The following is a 22,291-nucleotide window of genomic DNA, read 5'->3' as shown; positions in this document are numbered from 1 at the left end:
GTGGGCGCGTCGGCGGGCGGGCTGGCCCTCGTCTACCGCGGTCCGGCCGCCGCACCCGGGTGCCCGGAGGCGGTGGCCGACCTGCTCCGCCGCTCCCGCTGGGGGCTGGACGTCACCTACGTGGGGCCGCGGGAGCCGCTCGCGCTCGGACCGGACGCCCTGGCCCGCGCCGTGCTGTACGCCCAGCCCGGCGGCGGGCAGCTGCGGCCCGCCTACCGCAGGCTGCGGCGCCACGCGCGGGTGATCCGCGACTTCGTCCGGGGCGGGGGGCGGTACCTCGGCTTCTGCCTCGGCGGCTACCTCGCCGGCCGCTCCCCCGGTTTCGCCCTCCTGCCCGGCGACACCGACCAGTACATCGCCTCCCCCGGCGCGAGCGTCGCCGACGAGGCGGAGGCGCTCGCCACCGTGCGCTGGCGGGGCGAGCCGCGCCGGGTGTACTTCCAGGACGGCCCGTACTTCGCGCTCGACCCGCTCCGGGGCCCGGCCGACGTCCTCGCCGTCTACGACAACGGGCTGGCGGCGGCGGTCGTGGCCCCGTACGGCGACGGCGCGGTCGGGGTCAGCGGTCCGCACCCGGAGGCGAGCGCCGACTGGTTCGCCGACGCCGGGCTCCCCCACGTCGGGGCCCAGGACCTCGGGCTCCAGCTGCTCGACGAGCTGATGCGCAGATGACCGACGCGACCGACCCGCTGCGCTGCGAGGTGTGGTGGGCGACGACGACCGAACGCCCCGGCCTCGACGCGCTGCTCGACGAGGTGGAGCGCCGCCGGGCCGGGCAGCTCGCGCACCGCACGGTGCGGACACGGTTCGTCACCGCCCGCGCGCTGCTGCGGCTCCGGCTCGCCGCATGGACCGGGACCGCCCCCACCGCGCTCCGGGTCGACACGACGTGCCTGCGCTGCGGCGGTGACCACGGCAAGCCCCGGCTGGTGGGGCCGGGCGCGGAGGTCCAGTTCAGCATCGCCCACGCGGGCGGCCGGGTCGCCGTCGCCGTGGCCCACGACGTCCCGGTCGGGGTGGACGTCGAGTCCGTCGCGGTCCGGGAGACCCACGCGCTGAGCGACCTCGGCACCGGCATCCTCGCCCCGGCGGAGCTGGTGGACTACCGCGCCCTGGCCCCCGAGGCGCGGCCCCACGCCCTGGCGGTGTGGTGGTCCCGCAAGGAGGCCGTGCTCAAGGCCACCGGCGCGGGCCTGACGCTGCCCATGCGGTCGGTGGCCGTCACCGCCCCGACCCGGCCCGCCGCCCTGCGCAGCCCGCGGGCCGGCCGCACCGCGATGCTGGCGCTGCGGGACCTCACCCCGCGGGAGGGTCTCGTGGGCTGCGTCGCCGCGGTGGGGGTCACCTGGCTCGACGTCACCGAACGGGACGGCGACGAGCTCTTGGCTGGCGCGACCCCGGGGGCCGGCAGCACGATGCCGTCATGACCCGCCGGCTCTGCGGCCCGCTCGCCGCCCTCCTCGTCGTGGCCGGCTGCGCCTCGTCGGCCAGCGACGACTGGCCCGCTCCCGACCCGGCACAGCCCGTCGTCGACCTGCTCTTCGTCGTCGCCTCCGACCTGCACTCGGTCGACGGCCGCGAGACGGTGACCTTCACCCCCGACCGGGAGGTGTGCGAGCTCGTCTTCCGCGCGTGGCCGAACAAGCCCGCCACCGCCGTCGAGGGCAACGCCCTGGAGATCGCCGACGTGCGGGTCGACGGCACCCGTGCCCTGCCCGTCGTCCACCGCGCCGGGGCACCGGCCGACCACCCGGGCACGCTCGTCGAGGTGCCCTTGCCGCGCTGCGTGCCGCCCGGGGAGACGGTGCGCACGGAGCTGACCTTCACGCTCACGCTCGGCGAGGGCACCGACGAGCGGGTCGGGGTGTCCGCCACGGGTGAGGCGGCCTGGTTCGCCACCGCCTTCCCGATGCTGGCGTGGCAGCGCGGGCGCGGCTGGGCCACCGACCCCGCCGTCGACGTCGTCGGGGAGATGGCCACCAGCGAGACCTTCCGGCTCGACGGCCTCACCGTCGTCGCGCCGGCCGGGTACGAGGTGCTGGGCACCGGCGCCGTCACCGGCACCGCGGAGCGCACCGGGACCGGCCGGGCCGTGCACCGCTTCACCGACCCCGCCGTGCGGGACGTCGCCGTCACGGTGGGGGACCTCGACGTCGTGCACCGCACGCTGGCGGGGGTGCGGGTGCACCTGGGCACCCCGCGCAGCGGCACCCGCGCCTCCCCCGACCGGTGGCTCGCGGAGGTCGAGTCCGCGATCCGCGAGCTCACCGCCCGCCTGGGCCCCTTCCCCTACTCCGACCTGTGGATCACCGTCGTCCCGGACCAGACGGACGGGGTGGAGGTCGCCGGGGCCATCCAGTTCGGCGACCTCGACCTGCCGGAGGACGGGTGGCTGGTCGTGCACGAGGTCGCCCACATGTGGTTCTACGGGCTGGTCGGCAACAACCAGGCCGCCCACCCGTGGCTCGACGAGTCCTTCGCCACCTACGCCCAGGCGCTCGTCGAGGGGGACGACCTCACCTCGACGCGAGCGCCGGCGCACGCGGACCGCCGGGTCGGGGAGCCGATGACCGCCTGGGCGCAGCACGAGCACGCCTCGGCCGCCTACGTCGCCGGGATCTACACGGCAGGCGGCACCGCGCTCCTCGAGGCCCGGCGCCGCGCCGGCCCGGAGGCCTTCGACGACGCCGTCCGCCAGTACCTGCGGGACAACGCGCACCGCGTCGCCGAGCCGGCCGACGTCGAGGCGGCGTTCGCCCACCTGCCGGACGCGGTGGACACCCTGCGCCAGGCGGGCGCGCTCGGACCTGTCACGCCCGGCCCGGAGTCATGACCAGTCGACCACCTCGAACTCACCGTCGAACCCGGCGATCAGCCAGCCCGGCCCGTCCGGGTCGGACACGGGCGCGAGCTGGTAGGTGATCTCCTTCGCGATGTCCATCCCGACCGGCCTGCCGTCCTCGCGGTACTCCAGGGAGACGTCGTGGTGGAAGGAGACGACGAGGCGCTCCTGACCGGCCCCACCGCTGGAGTCGACCTCCAGGACGATGTCGGTGATCTGCTGGCTGGCCACGACGGGATCGTCCTCCGGCAGCGTCCACCGCCGCTCGACGTCGTAGAACCGCATGACGTGGACGATGCTGCGGGCCTCCGCGTCCCCCGCCAGGGCCGCCTCGACCAGCTCGGTCCACCCCTCCGCGGCGTCCGGGGTGAGGTGCTCGACGACGTCGTCACCGGCGAGGTCCGCGACGCTGTAGTCCTCCCGCTGCGGGTCGAGCAACTCCGGGGGGTAGGCCTCGGACAGGGCGAAGCCGGTGAGCTGCTCGACTGCGTCGTCGACGTTGTCCTGCCCGAAGACGGCAGCCGCACGCGGGTTGGGTGAGGGGGTCTCGACGTAGACGTCGGGGGTGACCTCCGTGGGGTCCGTCACCACCCCGCAGCCGACCAGCACCCACACCGTGGCGATGAGCAACGCCGGATGGCTCCACCTCATGGACGACCCCCAACCCCCCTGGCACGACCCTCGCACCGGCCATGTCACCGTACTCCGCGATCCCGGACTCCTCGTGGCGATCGGGCCGTTCCCCTTTCCGGCCGCTGCCGGAGGGGCTACGTTCTACACATGGTCAGCGCAACGAAGCGTGGCGGGGTGAACCTGGCGAGCATCCTCGGGTTCCTCGTGGTCATCGCTCTGCTCGCGGTGGTCGCCTGGGCGATCCTGCGGGAGGACGAGACCGCTCCGCCCACCACGGGGGGCGAAGGCGCGGGGGGCGGGGCCTGTGAGGCACTGGTCACCGTGCAGGTGACGACGACCGAGGACTTCGCGCCGGTCGTGGAGTCGGCCGCGGACCGGGTCGAGGAGAACGACGAGTGCGTGCGGTACAGCGTGTCCACCGCGCAGTCGTCGGTCACCGCCGACCAGATCCGCGAGGGCACCGCGCGGCCCGACGTGTGGATCCCGGACTCCGACGTCTGGGTGGACCGGGTGAACCAGAGCGCCGACGCCCCGAGCCTCAGCCCGGGCCCCACGCTGGCTACCAGCCTCGCCGTGCTGGCCGTGCCGAACTCCCTCGCCGAGTCCACCGGGCTCAGCGGCCCGCAGCCGTGGCAGGCGATCCTCTCCGGCCCGCTCGAGCTGCGCCTGGGCGACCCGGAGGAGTCGACGACGAGCATGCTCCTCCTCCACGCCGCCGACCAGGCGATCGGCGACTCGCCCGAGGGGGAGCAGCTGCTCGGCGCCCACATCATCCGGATGTCCCGCCAGGCCCGGACCGAGGAGGAGCTGCTCGCCCACGCGAGCCAGGACGGCGAGGACGCCACCGCCGTCGCGGCCACCGAGCAGCAGATCTACCGGCAGCGGCAGGAGAACCCCGACGTCCCGCTCACCGCCGTCGTCCCCGCCGACGGCACGGGGGCCCTGGTCTACTCGTGGGTGCCGGTGCCCGCCGCGGACCAGGAGGACCAGACGCGACGCGCGATCACCGCCCTGGAGCAGTCCATCACCGGGGTAGCGGGCGTCCCGGACCGGGAGGACGCCGGCTTCCGCCTCCCGGAGGGGGAGCCGCCGGAGGTGCCCGGCATCCCGGAGGGGACCGAGCCCGCGCTCACCGCGCCCACGCTCGCCGACGCCGACGCCGTCGTCGCGCTGTGGAACATCGTCGCGGTCGACATGCGCATGCTCGCCGTCATCGACGTCTCCGGGTCGATGCTCGAGCCGGTCGGGGACCAGACCCGGATCGCCCTCGCCGCCGCCTCGGCGCACACCGCCCTGGAGGTCTTCCCGATGACCTCCCAGGTGGGGCTGTGGATCTTCTCCACCGACCACCCCGGCGGCGCGGACTGGACCGAGCTCGTCCCGATCGCCCAGCTCGACTCCCAGGCGGGCGACGGCCTGCACCGGGACGCCCTGCTGGCCGCCGCCTCCTCCCTGCCGCAGCACACCGTCGAAGGCGGGGACACCGGCCTGTACGACACTGTGCTCGCCGCCTACCGGGAGGTGCAGGCGAACTACGAGCCGGGGTACGTCAACTCGGTGGTGCTGCTCACCGACGGCCGGAACGAGGACGACGACAGCATCACGCTCAGCGAGCTGCTCGCCGAGATCCAGGCGAGCATCGACCCAGCCAAACCGATCCCGATCATCACCGTGGGCATGGGCACCGGGACCGACGAGGAGGTGCTCCGCCTCATCTCCGCGCAGACGGGAGGGCGCAGCTACCTCGCCCGCAACCCGGCCGACATCGGCACCGTCTTCGTCGACGCGCTCACCCACCGCTTCCGCGCCGGCTGACCTGGACACCGGTCGCTGCGAGGAGGGGGCCCGCGTGCGGATCGCACTGTTCGCCACGTGTGTTGCGGACGTCATGTTCCCCCAGGCGGCCACCGCCACGGTGCGGCTGCTCGAGCGCCTCGGGCACGAGGTCGACTTCCCGGTGGGGCAGGGCTGCTGTGGGCAGATGCACGTCAACACCGGCTACTTCGCCGAGGCGCTGCCCGTGATCCGCAACCACGTGTCGGCCTTCGCCCCGGTGCTGGACGGGGAGTGGGACGCCGTCGTGGCGCCGTCGGGCTCGTGCACCGGCTCGGTCCGCCACCAGCAGGCGATGGTGGCCCGCGAGCTCGGCGACGACGTGCTCGCCCGGACGGCCGCCGCGGTGGCCGCGCACACCTACGACCTGACCGAGCTGCTCGTCGACGTCCTGGGCGTCACCGACGTCGGCGCCTGGTTCCCGCACACGGTGACCTACCACCCCACGTGCCACTCGCTGCGCATGCTCCACGTGGGCGACCGTCCGCTGCGCCTGCTGCGCGCCGTCGAGGGGCTCGAGCTGCGCGAGCTGCCCGAGGCCGAGACGTGCTGCGGGTTCGGGGGCACCTTCTCGCTGAAGAACGCCGAGACCGCCGCCGCGATGGTCCAGGCCAAGGTCGACCACGTCACGGCGACCGGTGCCCAGGTCCTCGTCGCGGGCGACTACTCCTGCCTGATGAACATGGGCGGGCGCCTCGCCCGGCAGGGCAGCGAGGTCCAGGTCGCCCACCTCGCCGAGGTCCTCGCCGCCACCCACGCCGAGCCGTGGCAGCCGGCCTTCCTCGCCCAGGGACGTCCCACATGACCACCACCCACCTCGGCATGCCGACCGTGCGGCCGCAGCCGGCCGCCCCGCCGCAGCACCCGCTGCGCTGGGGACCGGACTTCCCCACCGCCGCGCACGAGACGCTGCGCAACGCCCAGCTGCGGAGCAACCTGCGCCACGCCACCCACACCATCCGGGACAGGCGCGCCGCCGTCGTGGACGAGCTGCCCGACTGGGAGGCGCTGCGCGACGCCGGCAGCGCGATCAAGCACGAGGTGATGAGCCGGCTGCCCGAGCTGCTCGAGCAGCTGGAGGAACGGGTCACGGCCGCCGGCGGCACCGTGCACTGGGCACGCGACGCGCAGGAGGCCAACCGCATCGTCACCGAGCTCGTCCGCGCCACCGGTGAGCGGCAGGTGGTCAAGGTGAAGTCCATGGCCACCCAGGAGATCGGCCTCAACGAGCACCTCGCCGCCGAGGGCATCACCGCCGTGGAGACCGACCTCGCCGAGCTCATCGTCCAGCTCGCCGGGGACATGCCCTCCCACATCCTCGTGCCCGCGGTCCACCGCAACCGGGCGGAGATCCGGGAGATCTTCACCGCCCGCATGCCGGGCGTCCCCGCCGACCTCACCGACGACCCGCGGGCCCTCGCCATGGCGGCCCGCGCCCACCTGCGCCGCACCTTCCTCGAGGCGAAGGTCGCGGTCAGCGGCGCGAACTTCGCCGTCGCTCAGACCGGCACGATCGCCGTCTTCGAGTCCGAGGGCAACGGCCGGATGTGTCTCACCCTGCCCGAGACGCTCATCACGGTCATGGGCATCGAGAAGGTCGTGCCGACCTTCCGGGACCTGGAGGTCTTCCTCCAGCTCCTGCCCCGCTCCTCCACCGGGGAGCGGATGAACCCGTACACCTCGATGTGGACCGGTGTGCACCCCGGTGACGGGCCGCAGGCGTTCCACCTCGTCCTGCTCGACAACGGGCGCACCCGCGCGCTGGCCGACGACGTCGGGCGCACCGCGCTGCACTGCATCCGCTGCTCGGCCTGCCTCAACGTGTGCCCGGTGTACGAGCACACCGGCGGGCACGCCTACGGGTCGGTCTACCCCGGGCCGATCGGGGCCATCCTCACCCCGCAGCTCACCGGCGTCGGCACCGCGCGCAGCGGCCCGGACGACCCGGCCGCCTCCCTGCCGTTCGCCAGCTCGCTGTGCGGCGCCTGCTACGAGGTGTGCCCGGTGAAGATCGACATCCCGGCCGCGCTGGTGCACCTGCGGCGGCAGGCCACCGACGCCGAGCGGGCGGCGGTCACGCCCTCCGGCTGGGCAACGGCGATGCGGGGACTGTCCCGGGTCATGCGGTCCGGGCGCCGCATGCGGTGGGCCGCCCGGCTGGCCGCTGCCACGCGGCCGCTCGCCCGGCGCGGGCGCATCCGCTCCCTGCCGCTGCCGGTAGTCGGTCGCTGGACCGCCACACGCGACGTCCCGGCCCCGCCACGACAGCCCTTCCGCGAGTGGTGGGAGCAGCGGGAGGAGCAGCGGTGAAGGCGCGTGAGGCCGTGCTCGCCCGGGTCCGGGACGCGCTGGGCCGCTCCCGGCACGGGCCGCCCCCGCGGCCACCCCGCGCGTACCGGACCACCTCCGACCTGCCCGTGGGTGCCGCCGTGGAGCTCCTCGTCGAACGGCTCGTCGACTACCGCGCCCGGGTCCACCGGTGCGTGCCCCAGGAGGTGGCCGCCCACGTGGGGAGGCTGACGGCGCAGGCGGGGTCCGTCGTCGTGCCCGAGGGGCTGGAGCGGGCCTGGCTGGCGCAGGTCACGGCACAGGTGCGCACCGACTCCTCCGCGGCGCCGCTGAGCCACGCCGAGCTCGACGCCGTCGACGCCGTTGTCACCGCCGCCCGGGTCGCGGTCGCCGAGACGGGCACGATCGTCCTGGACGGAGGGCCGGACCAGGGCCGCCGCGCCATCTCCCTCGTGCCCGACCACCACGTGTGCGTGCTGCGCGCCGAGCAGGTCGTCGCCACCGTCCCCGAGGCCGTCGCCGTCCTCGACCCCACCCGCCCGCTCACGTGGATCGCGGGGCCGAGCGCGACGAGCGACATCGAGCTCGTCCGGGTCGAGGGGGTGCACGGGCCGCGCACGCTCGACGTCGTGGTGACGGGCGGCTGAACTGCGCCCCCCTGCCCGACGCGGCACCGCCGGCCGGGAACGGGCCGCCGGGCGAGCCGTCAGACCGGCTTGACCAGCGGGAAGGTGATCGTCTCGCGGATGCCGTGGCCGGTGAGCGCCATGAGCAGGCGGTCGATGCCCATGCCCATCCCCCCGGACGGCGGCATGCCCTGCTCCATCGCCTCGAGGAAGTCCTCGTCCACCTGCATCGCCTCGGGGTCCCCGGCCGCCGCGACGAGCGCCTGGGCCTCGAACCGCTCCCGCTGGACCACCGGGTCGACGAGCTCGGAGTAGGCCGTGGCGAGCTCGAAGCCGCGCACATACAGGTCCCACTTCTCCACGACGCCCGGGATGGAGCGGTGCGCCCGGGTCAGCGGGGAGGTGTCCACCGGGTAGTCCCGCACGAAGGTCGGGGCGTAGAGGTGGTCCCCGACGAGGTGCTCCCACAGCTCCTCGACCACCTTGCCCGGCGTGTAGTGCGCAGCGACCGGGATCTCGAAGCGCTCGGCGTAGCGGACGAGCCGGTCCATCGGGGTCTGCGGGGTGATCTCCTCCCCGAGCGCGGCGCTGAGCGAGGGGTAGAGCGAGATCTCCTCCCATTCCCCGCCGACGTCGTACTCGGTGCCGTCGGCGAGGCGCACCGTGGTGCTGCCGAAGGCGTCGAGCGCGGCCTGCTGGACGAGGCTGCGGGTGAGCTCGGCCATGGTGTCGTAGGAGCCGTACGCCTCGTAGGCCTCGAGCATGGCGAACTCCGGGGAGTGGCTGGAGTCGGCGCCCTCGTTGCGGAAGTTGCGGTTGATCTCGAAGACCTTCTCGATCCCCCCGACCACCGCCCGCTTGAGGAAGAGCTCGGGGGCGATGCGCAGGTACAGGTCGATGTCGTAGGCGTTCATGTGGGTGACGAACGGCCGCGCCGCCGCCCCACCGGGCTGCACCTGGAGCATCGGGGTCTCGATCTCGATGAAGTCGCGGGTGTCCAGCGACCGGCGCAGCGACTTCACCACGGCCGACCGGGTGCGCACCATCTCGCGGGCGGCCGGCCGCATGATGAGGTCGAGGTGCCGGCGCCGCACCCGCCCCTCCTCGGACAGCGCGACCTGCTCGCCGTCCTCGGTCTCGTAGGTCTTGGGCAGCGGGCGCAGCGCCTTGGCCGCGATCCGGTAGGAGTCGGCGAAGACGCTCAGCTCGCCGCGCCGGGAGGCGATGACCCGGCCGTGGACGAAGAGGTGGTCACCGAGGTCGACGTCGGACTTGAAGGACGCGAGCGCCTCCTCGCCGACCTCCGCGCGGGAGAGCATCGCCTGCAGGCGGGTGCCCTCGCCGTCCTGGAGGGTGACGAAGCACAGCTTGCCGGTGTTGCGCAGGTACATCACGCGCCCGGCGACGCCGACGACGTCGTCGGTCTCCTCGCCCGGCGCCAGGCCCTCGTGCTGCGCACGGACGGCGGCGATCGTCGTCGTGACCGGGACGGTCACCGGGTAGGGGTCGACCCCGGCGGCCAGCAGCCGGGCGCGCTTCTCCGCCCGGACGCGGACCTGCTCGGGAACGTCGTGGTCGAGCTCCTCGCTGCGGGGCACGGTCGTCTCACTCACCCCGCGATCCTACCCAGCGGCCGGAGCTCTCCCCTCCCGGGGCTATCCTCGTGCGGACGTCGCGGGACCGGACGAGGGGATGGGCGATGACCGCTGCCGAGCCGACTGGCGGCCCCACCGAGCGGGTACCGGAGCCCGGCGACCCTGCGGAGGTCGTCGCACAGGACGACGGGGTCCGCCAGCCCGGGCTGTTCGACATCCCGCGCGGGGCGCGGCGGGCGCCGGTGCGCATCGTCCTGCTCACCGGGCCCTCGGGCTCGGGCAAGACGTCCCTCACCCGGCGGGTGGGCGTCCCCGTCGTCTCGCTCGACGACTTCTACCGGGACGGCGACCACCCCGACCTCCCGCGCCGCTACGGCATCGTCGACTGGGACGACCCGCGCAGCTGGGACCACGACGCCGCGATGGCCGCACTGCTGGAGATCGCCCGGACCGGGCGGGCCGAGGTGCCGGTCTACGACATCCCGACGAACCGGAGGACCACGACACGGCAGTTCGACGCCGGCGGCAGCCCGATCGTGCTGGCCGAGGGGATCTTCGCCGCCGAGCTCATCGCCGACCTGCGCGACGAGGACGTCCTGGCCGACGCCCTGCTCCTGTGGCGGCCCCGCGCCCAGACCTTCTGGTTCCGGCTGCTGCGCGACCTCGGGGAGGCGCGCAAGCCGCCGCTCACGCTGGTACGCCGGGGGCTGAGCCAGGCGCGCAGCGAGCCTGCCATGGTCGCCGCGCTCGAGCGCCGTGGGGCGCGGCGGATGCGGGTGGCCGAGGCCGAGTCCTACATCCGCGAGCTCGCGACCCGGGCCGGCTGACGCACGTCTCCCGCCCGACGGCAGCCCAGGTCGGGCGGGTGGGGGTGTTCAGGTGAGCAGGGCGGTGAGCACGAGGATCGCGGGCACCGACCCGATGGTGGAGAGGAAGATCGCGTCGCGGGCCAGGACGACGCCGCGGTCGTACCGGCTGGCCAGGACGAAGACGTTCTGCGCCGTGGGCAGCGCGGCGAGCACGGCCACGGCGTACAGGGCGGCGTCCTGCAGCCCGACCGCCAGCCCCACGGCGTAGGCGAGCGCCGGCTGGACCAGGAGCTTGAGCCCGACGACGAGCGCCACCTCCCCGGGCGGTGAGCCGGCTCCCGGCTTCGGGCCGAGCCGGAGCGACACCCCGTAGGCGAGGAGCATCGCGGGCACCGCCATCGCGCCGAGGAGGTCGACCGGTGAGCGGACGACGGTGGGCAGCTCGACGCCGGTGAGAGCGAGCACGAGCCCGGTCACCGCACCGAGCAGCAGCGGGTTGCGCACGGTGCGCAGCGCGAGCCGCCCCGCCCCGACACCCGTCCCCGCGGTCGTGCGGTCGAGGACCGCGAGCGCGAGCGGCTGGAGGAGGAGCAGCTGGAGCAGGAGGATCGGCGCGACGAGCGCGGCGTCGCCGAGGACGTAGGCGGCCACCGGGATGCCGAGGTTGCCGGCGTTGACGTACATCGAGCACAGCGCGGCGACGACACTCTCCGGGGCGGGCCGGCGGGCCACCAGCCGGGCGAGGAGGAGGTAGAGGAGCAGGGCACCGGCGACCGCCCCCGCCGAGGCCAGGAGGTTGGCGGAGAAGACCGCGGCGATGTCGGCGTCGGCGACGACGGTGAGGAGGAGGGCGGGGCTGGCCACCCAGAAGGCCAGCCGGACGAGCATCGTCTGGCTGGCGTAGGTGAGGAAGCCGACGTGCGCGAGGAGCGCCCCGAGGGCGATGAGGACCGCCAGCGCGGCGAAGCCCTCGAGCACCCCCAGCACGTCAGCGCGGCCCGGTGGCTGCCTCGGCGCGGTGGTCGGCGAAGGGCACGCCGCTCGCCTCGACGTGGAACGCGACGTCCGCCGCGGCCGCCGGGACCTGTCCGGGCTCGGCGCCGACGTCACGGATGCGGTTGTCCTCGTCGACGAAGACGACGGCGGGGGTGTAGGTGCGGGCGTCGGCGTCGCTGAGCATCCCGTAGGCGATGACGATGACGAGGTCGCCGGGGTGGACGTGGTGGGCGGCGGCGCCGTTGATCTTCACCTCGCCGCTGCCGCGCTCGCCGGGGATGACGTAGGTGGTGAGCCGCGCGCCGTTGGTGATGTCGACGACGTCGACCTGCTGGCCGGGCAGCAGGTTCGCGGCGTCGAGGAGGTCGGCGTCCACGGTGAGGGAGCCGACGTAGTGCAGGTCGGCGGCGGTCACGGTGGCACGGTGGATCTTGCCGATGAGCATCGGCCGGTGCAGCGAGCTGGGCGCCGGCATCGTCAGTGGTCCTCTCGCAGGTGGACGGTCGTGTTGTCGATGAGTCGGGTCCCGCCCACCCAGGCGGCGACGGCGAGCAGCGCAGCTCCCCCGTGGTCGGGTGGGACGGGGACCATGGTGTCGGGGTCGACGAGCTCGAGGTAGTCCAGCTCGACGGCGGGCTCCTCGGCGAGCCGCCCGCGGGCCGCCCGCAGCACGGCCGGCCCGCCCTCGGCGGCGTGCTCCGCGCCCGCGCGCAGGGCGGCGGACAGGGCGAGCGCCGCGCGGCGGTCGGCGGGGTCGAGGTAGGCGTTGCGGCTGCTCATCGCCAGGCCGTCGGGCTCGCGGCGGATGGGCACTCCGACGACCTCGACGTCGACGTCGAGGTCGCGCACCATGGCCCGCACGAGCGCGAGCTGCTGGGCGTCCTTCTGCCCGAACAGCGCGACGTCGGGCCGGGTGAGGTGGAGCAGCTTGAGCACGACGGTGAGGACGCCGGAGAAGTGGGTGGGGCGGGTGACGCCCTCCAGCCGGCGGGCCACGGGCCCGGGGTCGACCCGGACCTCGGGGTCGCCCTGCGGGTACATCGTCTGCGGGTCGGGGGCGAAGACGACGTCGGCGCCCACCTCGGCGAGCTTGGCGAGGTCGGCCTCGAGGTCGCGCGGGTAGGCGTCGAGGTCCTCGCCCGGCGCGAACTGCAGTGGGTTGACGAAGATGGTCACCACGACGTTGTCCGCACGCCGCCGCGCCTCGCGGACGAGGTCGAGGTGCCCCTCGTGCAGGGCGCCCATCGTCATGACGACGGCGCGGGTGCCGGTCTGCGCGCGCAGGGTCTCGCGCAGGTCCTCCCGGGTGCGCACGAGCACGGGGGCGCGACGCGCGTGGTCCGCGGGCTCCTCGGCCCGGTGGGCGGGGGCACCGTCACCGGCGACGGGCTCGGCGACGGCGTCGAGGAGCTGCTGGGCGGTGGACGCGGTGAGCCGGCCCGCGGCCCAGGCCCGCTGGGTGGTCACCCGGGCCAGGGTGCGGTAGGCGACGGGCAGGTCCGCCAGGTCCGGCTCGGTGGCGGCGAGCGCGGCGAGGCTCGCGATGTGCTCGGCGACGGTGCCGGCGTCCCCCCGGACCACGGGGCCGGTGAGCGCGAGCTCGCCGTCGCGCAGAGTGCCGTCGAGCGCGGCCGTGAGCAACGGGGTGAGGTAGGCGCCGGGGTCCGTGACGCCGGCGCGGGCGAGCACCCGCATCGCCTCGGTGACGAGGGTGACGAGGTGGTTGGCCCCGTGGGCGAGCGCGGCGTGGTACAGCGGCCGGGCGTCCTCGGGCAGGACGACGGGCTCGCCACCGATCTCCACGACGAGCGCCTGGCCGATCGGCAGCACCGGCGCGGGGGCGGTGACGGCGAACGGGCAGCCGACGATCCGGGACAGGTCGATACTCGTCCCGGTGAAGGTCATCGCCGGGTGCAGGGCGATCGGGATCGCCCCCGCCCGCTGGGCCGGCTCGAGCACCCGGGTGCCGTAGCGGCCGGCCGTGTGGACGACGATCTGGCCCGCCTGCCAGCCTCCGGTGTCGGCGATGCCGCGGACGAGGTCGGCCAGGGCGTCGTCGGGGACGGTGAGCAGGACGAGCTCGGCCCGTTCGAGGACGTCGGGGATCTCCAGCACCGGGACGCCGGGGAGCAGCGCGTCGATGCGGTCGCGGCTCTCCTGCGAGACGGCGCTGGCGCCGACGACACCGTGTCCTGCCGCGCGCAGCGCGCTGCCGAGGACGGCGCCGACGCGGCCGGCACCGACCACACCGACGCCGAGGCGTCCTGGACGGGAGGACGGCGGCACGTCACCGGGCACGGTCGGGGTCACCGCGCCATTATCGCCAATGCGCGCGGGTGCCCCGGCATGAGGTGGGTCACGTCCGGGGTGGGTGCTCGGGGCGCGCGGGCTGCTCGTCCTGTGCAGGGGCGGGCTCGGGCAGCGACCGCGGCCCTGGGTCCTCACCCTGCGCGAGCTCGCCGTCACCCGCCTGCCCCGCGGGCGGGAGCAGCCCCACGCGGCGCATCCACTCCTCCGGCGACTCGCGGTGCCGTGCCTCACGGGACTTCACCGAGGCGCGTTCCAGCTGGGTGAGCGCCGTCATCTCGTCGAGGTGGTGGGCGGTGGTGGACACGCCACCCGCGACGGTGGCCGCCACGATGTTGGCGATGCGGGCACGCCGCTCGAGTGGGCCCTGGGTGAGGGCGAGCGACTGGCTGCGCTCGTGCGGCACGATCGCCAGCGACCGGTTGAGCCGGCCCCGCCGCATGAGCACCGCGCGGCGGGTGATGAGGATGCCGTTGCGGCGCCAGGAGACCGGGTCCAGCCACCTGGCACGGCGGGGCGTGGTGAGGAAGCCGGCGGCCTCGCCCTGGCCCTCCAGCGCCGCGTCGATGACCGCCTGCGGGTCGTCGACGCCGAGGTCGGGCAGGACGAGCCAGAGCGCGGTGAGCGCCTCGCCGCGCGTTCCGACGGGCAGGAGCACCGTGCCGATGATGCTCTGATTGGGGTCGCCCGAGGGGCCGTAGCCGGCGGCGTTGACCTCCACCCGCCACCAGCCCCGGCGCCGCCAGAGCAGCGGCTGCTTGAGCCCGACGGCGTGCACCCGGCCGGGTGGGAGGGTCTGGGTGCGCTGCTCGAGCAGCCCGTAGCGCAGCCGGATGCCGTCCTGCGAGATGGCCGCCCGGAAGTTGAAGCCGCCGGAGAACCGGGACCACAGGTACCCGCCCCAGCCGAACAGGCCCGGGACGGCACCGAAGAGCGGGGCGGGGTTCCCGGCGGCGAAGGAGGCCAGGCCCAGGCCGAGGAGGACGACGACGAGGCTGATCATCGACCCGGACAGGAGGAGGGAGCCGACGAGCCGGCCGGTGGGGACGGTGAGCAGCTCACGCTCGGGGGCCACGGTGGCGGCCGCCGGGGCCGCGGCCGGGGCCGCGGGGTCGGCGCCGTCGGTGCTGGGCGCGGGCGCCGCCGGGGCACGCCGGTCGGAGACCCGGTCGAGCACCTCGCGGCGCAGCGCCTGGGCCTCCTCCTCCCTGAGGAAGGCCAGGACGACCGAGGAGTCACCACCCCCGGCGGTCTCGATCTTCAGCTGGGCCAGGCCGAAGAGACGGCCGAGGAGTGGCTGGACGACGTCGACGGCCTGGATGCGGTTGAGGCGGGCGTGGCGCTGCTGCCGGAAGAGGATGCCGCGGTGCAGGAAGACCGCGTCCTGCCCCACCGCGTAGCGCATCATGCGCCACGACAGCACCGAGTAGGCGGTGAGAACGAGGAGGAAGAGGAGGACCGCGCCGCCGCCGATGAGCAGGACCAGCGTCCAGTCCAGGGTGTCGCGCTCGTCCCAGACCGTGGAGAGCGCCTCGACGTTCTGCCAGACGAGGAACGCGACGACGGCGACGATGACCTTCCACGCGTTGAGGACCGGGGTGATCTTGTGCACCCGCCGCCACGTGACGTGCTCGTCCGGGGCGGGCTGCTCCTGGGTGGTGCTCACAGCCCGGCCAGCCTCGCCTCGCCGCGTTCGGTGAGCCGGTCACGCAGCCGCGCCGCCTCCTCCGGCGGCAGTCCGGGGATCGAGGCGTCGGTCTGCGCGGAGGCGGTGTGGAGCTGGACCTTGGCGACGCCGGCCCACCGGTCCAGCGGCCCGGCCTGGACGTCGACGTACTGCATCCGCCCGTAGGGCACGACGGTGAGCTGCTTGAACAGGATGCCCTTGCGGATGAGGAGGTCCTCGTCGCGCTCGGCGTAGCCGATGGAGGAGACCTGGCGCGGGATGAGCCAGCCGAGCCAGGCGATGAGGGCGAGGAGCACGCCGGCCAGCGCCCACCACCACCAGCCGGTCACGACCACCCCGAGCACGACCGCGGCGACGAGCGGGGGCACGAGGGTGAGTGCCTCGGTGACGAGACGGACCTTGACCAGCCCGCGCGAGACCGGGGTGAAGGTGAGTCCGGCGGGGTCGAAGGGGCTCGGGGCCGGGGTGGGCCCGTCGGGTCGGGACGTACTCATCGGGGTGCTTCCTCCTGGGTCGACCACAGCAGCCTGCCACATGCGCGGACCGAGCTGCTGGCGCGGGTCAGGCGGGTTCGCCGTCGTCCTCGGGGGGCAGTCGGCACCAGTGCTCGACGACGAGGGCCACCGCGACGAGTGCGAGGCTCGCCAGCGCCGCGGCGCCGGAGGAGAGTGCGTGGTCGCGCAGCGCGGGTGCGGTGATGTTGGTCCAGGCGATGAGCACCTGGGCGACGAAGTAGCCGGTGAAGGCGGCGCCGCACAGCGAGCTCGCCTTGGCGAGCATCGCCACCCGGGCGGCGCGCAGGTGGTCCATCCGGGTGGGTCTGCCCTCGGTGAGCCGGCGCACCGAACGGCCGAGCACGAGGAGGATGACGGCGAGCACCGCCAGCCCGGCCCAAGTGAGACCGGGCACCGGGAGCAGCGCGCCGCCGCGGGACTCGAGCACCGCCAGGCCGGCATACGCCACCCCGAGCACCACGGTCGCGGTGAGGACGAGGGTCTGCCAGCTGGTGCTCTGCATCAGCCGCCGGCCTCCCACCAGTCCTCGGCGAGCCACTCGCCCGGGTCCCCCGCCCGGGCGGCGAGCTCGGCGACGGGGCCGTGGCCCGGGAGCACGGCGTCGGGGGCGACCCGCGCCCAAGGGGCCAGGACGAACCCGCGCTCGTGGGCGCGGGGGTGCGGCAGGGTGAGTTCGGGGTCCTGCCAGGTGAGGTCGCCCGCGGCGACGAGGTCGAGGTCGAGCGGACGGGGCCCCCACCGCTCCGCGCGGACACGGCCGTGGCCGAGCTCGACCCCCTGGCACAGGGCCAGCAGCTCGCGGGGCGGCAGCGAGGTGCGCAGGAGCGCGACGGCGTTGAGGTAGTCCGGCTGGGCGGGGGCGCCGGGCAGGATGAGGGCGGCGCTGCGCAGCAGCGGGGACACGGCGGTGACCTCCACCCGGGGGTGACGGTGGAGCTGGCTGAGCGCGGCGGTGAGGGCCGCCCGCGGGTCGCCGAGGTTCCCGCCGAGGGCGAGGACGACGTCGTACGTGCCGGCACCGTCGGGTGCGCGGCGACGGTGGACGTGCACCGTGACGTCGTCGAACGGGACGGGCACGGGGGCCTGCGGCTTGTGCACGGTGACGTCCACGGCCAGCACCCGGGGTCGGCGCAGCACGCGCTCGGCGATGGTGGCGGCCACCGTCTCGATGAGGTCGACCGGCGGACCGGCGAGGACCGCCACGACATCCTGGGCGACCTCGGCGTAGTTGACGGTGGCGGTGAGGTCGTCCCCCGCGGCGGCCTGCCGGGTGTCGAGGTGGAGGACGACGTCGGCGCTGAACTCCTGCCCCAGCTCGCGCTCCGCGGGCAGCACCCCGTGGGTGCCGCGGGCACGCAGGCCGTGCAAGGTGACCCGGTCGAGGGTGGGCTCCGTCGTCATGCCGACCGCCCCTTGAGCGCGGCTGCGACGCGGACGGCGTCGACCGAGCCGAGTACCTCGTGCACCCGCACCCCCCAGGCGCCGGCGGCGGCGACGAGCGCGGAGACGGCGGCGGTGGCCCGGTCGCGGGCCAGCGGCGCGGCGGGGGTGCCGTCGCGGTCGGCGAGCAGGGCGCCGAGGAACCGCTTGCGCGACGCGCCGATGAGCACGGGGTACCCCATGTCCTGGAGGGTGCCGATCCCGGCGAGCAGCTGCCAGTTGTGGCTGCTGTCCTTGGCGAAGCCGAGGCCGGGGTCGACGACGAGGAGCCCCGGGTCCACGCCCGCGGCGAGCGCGGCGTCGACCTGGCGGGCGAGCTCGGCCCGGACCTCGGCGACGACGTCGTCGTAGACGGCGAGCTCGTTCATCGTCGCCGGCTCCCCGCGCCAGTGCCCCAGGACGTAGCACGCCTGGTGCGCGGCGACGGTGGCGAAGATCTCCGGGTCGGCGAGGCCGCCGGAGACGTCGTTGACGAACACCGCCCCGGCGCGCAGGCACGCGTCGGCGGTCTCGGCGTGGACGGTGTCGACGCTCACCACCGCACCCTCCGCGGCGAGCTCGCGGACAACCGGCAGCACCCGGTCGAGCTCGACCTCGACCGGCACGCGCTCGGCGCCGGGCCGGGTGGACTCCCCGCCGATGTCGAGGACGTCGGCGCCCTGCGAGCGCAGCACCCGCGCGTGAGCGAGGGCGACCTCGGGCTGCAGCCAGCGTCCGCCGTCGGAGAAGGAGTCGGGGGTGACGTTGACGATGCCCATGACGAGCGTGCGCGCGAGCGCGCCGAGCTCGGCGAAACGGGTGCGTGGGCTGTCCACCGGGCCAGGATAGGCGCGCGGCACGGTCAGCGGCTGGGCGCGATCAGGCTCATCGCCTCCGCGCGGGTCGCGGGGTCGCGCATCTGCCCGCGGACGGCGGAGGTGATGGTGCGCGAGCCGGGCTTGCGGACCCCGCGCATCGACATGCACAGGTGCTCGCACTCGATGACGACGATGACGCCGCCGGGCTCCAGGCCCTCCACGAGGGCGTCGGCGATCTGGGAGGTGAGCCGCTCCTGCACCTGGGGACGCCGGGCGAAGACGTCGACCAGCCGGGCGATCTTGCTCAGCCCGGTGACCCGTCCGGAACGGCCGGGGATGTAGCCGACGTGGGCGACGCCGTGGAAGGGCACGAGGTGGTGCTCGCAGGTGGAGTACACCTCGATGTCGCGCACGAGGATCATCTCCTCGTGCCCGATGTCGAAGGTCGTGGTCAGCACGTCCGAGGGCTCGGTGTGCATCCCGGCGAAGGTCTCCTGGAAGGCGCGGGCCACCCGGGCGGGGGTGTCGCGCAGCCCCTCGCGGTCGGGGTCCTCACCGACCGCGATGAGCAGGTCACGCACCGCGCGCTCGACGCCGGCGGCGTCGTAGGGCCGCCGGGCGGTCCCGGCCCGGGTCTGGACGAGGGGGACCTCGACGGCGCCCGTCGTCCCGTCCTGGTTCAGCACCGTCACACTCCTTCCGCCGGCCCGCCGACGTGACCGGACGGCGGGACCTGGCCGATGCCCGGGCCCTCACCGGCCGCCGCGGCCTCGTCCTGCGGCAGCATGCCGTTGCTCGTGCCCGCGGCGATCTCGGCGGGGGTGCGCACCGGAGGCTTGTCGGAGACGGTGCGGGTGTCCGAGGAGAGCCACACCGGGCGGGGCTCGCGCTTGGTCACCGGGGCGAAGATCTCGGCGAGCTCCTGCTCGTTGAGGGTCTCGCGCTCGAGCAGCTCCAGGACGAGGCGGTCGAGGACGTCGCGGTACTGGTGGAGGATCTCCCACGCCTCGTCGTGGGCGGCGTCGATGAGGCGTCGGACCTCCTCGTCGACGATCCGGGCGATGTCCTCGGAGTAGTCGCGCTGGTGGCCCATGTCGCGGCCGAGGAAGGGCTCGCCGTTGTCGCTGCCGAGCTTGACGGCCCCGATCCGGTCGCTCATGCCGTACTGGGTGACCATCTTGCGGGCGAGCGCGGTGGCCTTCTCGATGTCGTTCGAGGCGCCCGTCGTCGGGTCGTGGAAGACGATCTCCTCGGCGACCCGGCCGCCCATCGCGTAGACGAGCTGGTCGAGCAGCTCGTTGCGGGTGGTGGAGTACTTGTCCTCCGTGGGCATGACCATCGTGTAGCCCAGCGCCCGTCCGCGCGGCAGGATCGTCACCTTGGTCACCGGGTCGGTGTACCGCAGTGCCGCCGCCGTGAGGGCGTGCCCGCCCTCGTGGTAGGCGGTGATCTTCTTCTCCTTCTCGTTCATCACCCGGGTGCGCTTCTGCGGTCCGGCGATGACGCGGTCGATCGCCTCGTCCAGGGCACGGTCGTCGATGAGGTCGGCGCCGGAGCGGGCGGTGAGGAGGGCGGCCTCGTTGAGCACGTTGGCCAGGTCGGCACCGGTGAAGCCGGGCGTGCGCTTGGCGACCATGCGCAGGTCGATCTCCGGCACCATCGGCTTGCCGCGGGCGTGGACCTGCAGGATCGCGTGGCGACCCTCGAGGTCGGGGGCCTCCACGGTGATCTGCCGGTCGAAGCGGCCCGGGCGCAGCAGGGCGGGGTCGAGGATGTCGGGCCGGTTGGTGGCGGCGATGAGGATGACGTTGGTGTTGACGTCGAAGCCGTCCATCTCGACGAGCAGCTGGTTGAGCGTCTGCTCGCGCTCGTCGTGGCCTCCGCCCATGCCGGCGCCGCGGTGGCGGCCGACGGCGTCGATCTCGTCGACGAAGATGATCGCCGGGGAGTTCGCCTTGGCCTGCTCGAAGAGGTCGCGCACCCGCGAGGCGCCGACGCCGACGAACATCTCGACGAAGTCCGAGCCGGAGATGGAGTAGAACGGCACGCCCGCCTCACCGGCGACGGCACGGGCGAGCAGGGTCTTGCCGGTGCCCGGCGGGCCGTAGAGGAGCACGCCCTTGGGGATCTTGGCGCCCACCGCCTGGAACTTCTGCGGGTCGGCGAGGAACTCGCGGATCTCCTGCAGCTCCTCGACGGCCTCGTCGGCACCGGCGACGTCGGCGAAGGTGACCTGCGGGTTCTCCTTGTTGACCATCTTCGCCCGCGACTTGCCGAACTTCATCATCCCGCCGCCGCCCTGCATGCGGGAGATGAGGAACCAGAAGACGCCGAGGATGATGAGCATCGGCAGGAGGAAGCCGATGAGCGAGGTGAGGATCGAGGGCTGCGGCACCGTGGAGTTGAAGCCCTCCTCCGGGTCGGCCGCGGCGATGGCCTCCATCACCGTCTCACCCTGCGGTGTCGCGTAGTAGAAGGCGACGAGGTCGCCCTTGTCCTCGAACTCCTCGGTGAGGGCCAGCTGGACCCGCTGCGTCGTGTCGTTGACCTCGACCTGCTCGACGGTGTCGCCGGCGAGGAGCTCCAGCCCGTCGGAGGTGTCGATCTCCTCCGGGTTGGGACCCATGAGCATGGAGGCGCCCAGGAAGGCGAGGAACAGGACGAGGACGACCCACACGACGGGGCCGCGCAGCAGCTTCTTGGCGTTCATCGGTGATGGCGCAGCGGCCAGGTCCCTCCTGCTCGGTCGATCATCGCTCGACGGTACACGGCGCGCCCGACATCACGGGCATTTGTTCGCCCAGGGCAGGACGGCCCGACCCTGCGGCACGGGCGCCCTCGACCCTCCCGGCTGCACCCGCCCTGGGCTGCCCCGGGCAGCGGGCGGTCGCAACCGCGGCGCGGTACCTACCGCCGTGGGTCGGCGATCGGCTCAGCCGCTGTAGACGTGCGGGGCCAGGGTGCCGACGAACGGCAGGTGGCGGTACTTCTCGGCGAAGTCCAGGCCGTACCCGACGACGAACTCCGGAGGGATGTCGAAGCCCACGTACTTGACGTCGACCTCGACCTTCGCTGCCTCGGGCTTGCGCAGCAGGGTCGCGATCTCCACCGACGCCGGCCCACGGCTGCGCAGGTTGGACAGCAGCCAGGACAGCGTGAGCCCGGAGTCGATGATGTCCTCGACGATGAGCACATGGCGCCCGTGCAGGTCGGTGTCCAGGTCCTTGAGGATGCGCACGACCCCGGAGGACTTGGTGCCCGAGCCGTAGGAGGACACCGCCATCCAGTCCATCTCGATGGAGGTGTGGAGCTTGCGGGAGAGGTCGGCCATGACCATGACAGCGCCGCGCAGGACGCCGACGAGCAGCAGCTCCTTGCCGGCGTAGTCGGCGTCGATCTCGGCTGCCATCTCCTCGAGCCGGGCGTCGATCTGCTCCTCGGTGAGGAGGATCTTCTCCAGGTCGTCACCCATGTCGCTGGCGTCCACGCGCTCTCCCGTCATTCACTCCCGCCGCGCGGGCCGCGGCCGTACGAGGTTCAGCCTGCCACACCGGCGCTGCGCGGTGACACCGCCGGGCAGCGCGACGGGGCCCTGGCCACGCCAGTCGGTGACCAGCGCCTCGAGCGCCGCGACGTGGACGGCGGCGAGCGCCCCGGGCGGGCAGCCGGCGGTCCGGGCGGCGAGATGGAGCACCCGGGTACGCAGGGCGGGATGGGCGCCTTCGAGGACCGCGACGTCGAGGCTCACCTCGGGCGGGACAGGCTCCCTGCCGGGACGTGCGCCGTCGGTGGGAGGTCGGTCCTCGGTGGGAGGTGAGCTCTCGGTGGGAGGTGGGCTCTCGGTGGGAACTGGGCTGTCGGTGGGAGGTGAGCTCTCGCTGGGACGTGAGCTCTCGGTGGGACGTGGGCTCTCGGTGGGAAC

21 protein-coding genes and 2 pseudogenes are annotated in these 22,291 nt (G+C 74.2%); 8 read left to right on the top strand and 15 right to left on the bottom strand.

What is annotated here, in order from left to right; genetic code table 11:
• Genes Q0195_RS02645 through Q0195_RS02635 form a run of 3 tightly spaced genes read left to right on the top strand, consistent with a single transcriptional unit; the run spans position 1 to position 2,833 of the window.
• Complete coding sequence (locus Q0195_RS02645) at positions 1-672, top strand: BPL-N domain-containing protein (protein WP_299274144.1); 672 nt, start codon at positions 1-3, stop codon at positions 670-672.
• The gene (locus tag Q0195_RS02640; RefSeq protein ID WP_299274142.1) at positions 669-1,427 is read left to right on the top strand and encodes a 4'-phosphopantetheinyl transferase superfamily protein; all 759 of its coding nucleotides are present in this window, start codon (positions 669-671) and stop codon (positions 1,425-1,427) included. Before Q0195_RS02645 ends, Q0195_RS02640 begins: the two co-directional genes overlap by 4 nt.
• Positions 1,424-2,833 (top strand): M1 family aminopeptidase, encoded by a 1,410-nt coding sequence (locus Q0195_RS02635; protein WP_299274140.1) that lies wholly within the window; start codon positions 1,424-1,426, stop codon positions 2,831-2,833. Before Q0195_RS02640 ends, Q0195_RS02635 begins: the two co-directional genes overlap by 4 nt.
• On the opposite strand, the gene Q0195_RS02630 is transcribed toward Q0195_RS02635, so the two are convergent.
• Positions 2,828-3,493 (bottom strand): hypothetical protein, encoded by a 666-nt coding sequence (locus tag Q0195_RS02630; protein WP_299274138.1) that lies wholly within the window; start codon positions 3,491-3,493, stop codon positions 2,828-2,830. The two genes, Q0195_RS02635 and Q0195_RS02630, sit on opposite strands and share 6 nt — an antisense overlap.
• Before the next feature lie 129 nt (positions 3,494-3,622).
• Between Q0195_RS02630 and Q0195_RS02625 the strand changes: the two genes are divergently transcribed.
• The 4 genes from Q0195_RS02625 to Q0195_RS02610 are packed head-to-tail and all read left to right on the top strand — an operon-like array spanning position 3,623 to position 8,244.
• Positions 3,623-5,290 (top strand): substrate-binding domain-containing protein, encoded by a 1,668-nt coding sequence (locus Q0195_RS02625; RefSeq protein ID WP_299274136.1) that lies wholly within the window; start codon positions 3,623-3,625, stop codon positions 5,288-5,290.
• A 34-nt stretch (positions 5,291-5,324) separates the two neighbouring features.
• Positions 5,325-6,113, top strand: coding sequence for a (Fe-S)-binding protein (locus Q0195_RS02620; RefSeq protein ID WP_299274134.1), 789 nt, complete (start codon positions 5,325-5,327; stop codon positions 6,111-6,113).
• Entirely contained in the window at positions 6,110-7,618 is a 1,509-nt protein-coding gene (locus Q0195_RS02615) for a LutB/LldF family L-lactate oxidation iron-sulfur protein (RefSeq protein WP_299274132.1), read from the top strand. The genes Q0195_RS02620 and Q0195_RS02615 overlap by 4 nt, the downstream gene beginning before the upstream one ends.
• Complete coding sequence (locus Q0195_RS02610) at positions 7,615-8,244, top strand: LUD domain-containing protein (protein WP_299274130.1); 630 nt, start codon at positions 7,615-7,617, stop codon at positions 8,242-8,244. The genes Q0195_RS02615 and Q0195_RS02610 overlap by 4 nt, the downstream gene beginning before the upstream one ends.
• A 59-nt stretch (positions 8,245-8,303) precedes the next feature.
• On the opposite strand, the gene lysS is transcribed toward Q0195_RS02610, so the two are convergent.
• Positions 8,304-9,836: a lysine--tRNA ligase gene (lysS, locus tag Q0195_RS02605; RefSeq protein WP_299274128.1), complete on the bottom strand. Its 1,533-nt coding sequence runs from the start codon at positions 9,834-9,836 to the stop codon at positions 8,304-8,306.
• An 86-nt stretch (positions 9,837-9,922) separates the two neighbouring features.
• Between lysS and Q0195_RS02600 the strand changes: the two genes are divergently transcribed.
• The gene (locus Q0195_RS02600; RefSeq protein ID WP_299274126.1) at positions 9,923-10,645 is read left to right on the top strand and encodes an ATP-binding protein; all 723 of its coding nucleotides are present in this window, start codon (positions 9,923-9,925) and stop codon (positions 10,643-10,645) included.
• A 48-nt stretch (positions 10,646-10,693) separates the two neighbouring features.
• Here the strand turns inward: Q0195_RS02600 and Q0195_RS02595 are convergent, their stop codons facing one another.
• From Q0195_RS02595 to Q0195_RS02535, 13 genes and pseudogenes are all read right to left on the bottom strand, one after another.
• Positions 10,694-11,605 carry an AEC family transporter gene (locus Q0195_RS02595; protein ID WP_366518069.1) on the bottom strand — a complete coding sequence of 304 codons (912 nt, stop codon included), beginning with the start codon at positions 11,603-11,605 and terminating at the stop codon, positions 10,694-10,696.
• 10 nt (positions 11,606-11,615) lie between these two features.
• On the bottom strand, positions 11,616-12,098 hold the full coding sequence (gene panD, locus Q0195_RS02590; protein ID WP_299274122.1) for an aspartate 1-decarboxylase: 483 nt from the start codon (positions 12,096-12,098) through the stop codon (positions 11,616-11,618).
• 2 nt (positions 12,099-12,100) lie between these two features.
• Positions 12,101-12,925: pseudogene (gene panC, locus Q0195_RS02585) on the bottom strand (pantoate--beta-alanine ligase); the annotation flags it as partial.
• Positions 12,926-13,018: 93 nt separating this feature from the next.
• A pseudogene (locus Q0195_RS02580) lies at positions 13,019-13,909 on the bottom strand (DUF2520 domain-containing protein); the annotation flags it as partial.
• Positions 13,910-13,979: 70 nt separating this feature from the next.
• The gene (locus tag Q0195_RS02575; protein ID WP_299274120.1) at positions 13,980-15,596 is read right to left on the bottom strand and encodes a PH domain-containing protein; all 1,617 of its coding nucleotides are present in this window, start codon (positions 15,594-15,596) and stop codon (positions 13,980-13,982) included.
• On the bottom strand, positions 15,593-16,111 hold the full coding sequence (locus Q0195_RS02570) for a PH domain-containing protein (protein ID WP_299274118.1): 519 nt from the start codon (positions 16,109-16,111) through the stop codon (positions 15,593-15,595). The genes Q0195_RS02575 and Q0195_RS02570 overlap by 4 nt, the downstream gene beginning before the upstream one ends.
• A gap of 67 nt (positions 16,112-16,178) precedes the next feature.
• Complete coding sequence (locus Q0195_RS02565; RefSeq protein WP_299274116.1) at positions 16,179-16,634, bottom strand: DUF3180 domain-containing protein; 456 nt, start codon at positions 16,632-16,634, stop codon at positions 16,179-16,181.
• On the bottom strand, positions 16,634-17,533 hold the full coding sequence (gene folK, locus Q0195_RS02560) for a 2-amino-4-hydroxy-6-hydroxymethyldihydropteridine diphosphokinase (protein ID WP_299274114.1): 900 nt from the start codon (positions 17,531-17,533) through the stop codon (positions 16,634-16,636). The genes Q0195_RS02565 and folK overlap by 1 nt, the downstream gene beginning before the upstream one ends.
• Positions 17,530-18,330, bottom strand: a complete 801-nt coding sequence (gene folP / locus Q0195_RS02555) for a dihydropteroate synthase (protein WP_299274169.1) — start codon at positions 18,328-18,330, stop codon at positions 17,530-17,532. The genes folK and folP overlap by 4 nt, the downstream gene beginning before the upstream one ends.
• 83 nt (positions 18,331-18,413) lie before the next feature.
• The gene (gene folE, locus Q0195_RS02550; RefSeq protein ID WP_299274111.1) at positions 18,414-19,055 is read right to left on the bottom strand and encodes a GTP cyclohydrolase I FolE; all 642 of its coding nucleotides are present in this window, start codon (positions 19,053-19,055) and stop codon (positions 18,414-18,416) included.
• A 2-nt stretch (positions 19,056-19,057) separates the two neighbouring features.
• Positions 19,058-21,079, bottom strand: coding sequence for an ATP-dependent zinc metalloprotease FtsH (ftsH, locus tag Q0195_RS02545; RefSeq protein ID WP_299274108.1), 2,022 nt, complete (start codon positions 21,077-21,079; stop codon positions 19,058-19,060).
• Between the two features lie 222 nt (positions 21,080-21,301).
• Complete coding sequence (gene hpt, locus Q0195_RS02540) at positions 21,302-21,856, bottom strand: hypoxanthine phosphoribosyltransferase (RefSeq protein WP_299274106.1); 555 nt, start codon at positions 21,854-21,856, stop codon at positions 21,302-21,304.
• Positions 21,857-21,871: 15 nt separating this feature from the next.
• Positions 21,872-22,291: TilS substrate-binding domain-containing protein (locus Q0195_RS02535; RefSeq protein ID WP_299274104.1), on the bottom strand; the 420-nt coding region annotated here is incomplete at its 5' end.

The organism is uncultured Georgenia sp. (genome assembly GCF_937958535.1).
GTDB lineage: Bacteria > Actinomycetota > Actinomycetes > Actinomycetales > Actinomycetaceae > Oceanitalea.
The sequence above is the reverse complement of the archived record's forward strand: the minus strand, read 5'-3'. Positions and strand labels throughout refer to the sequence as shown.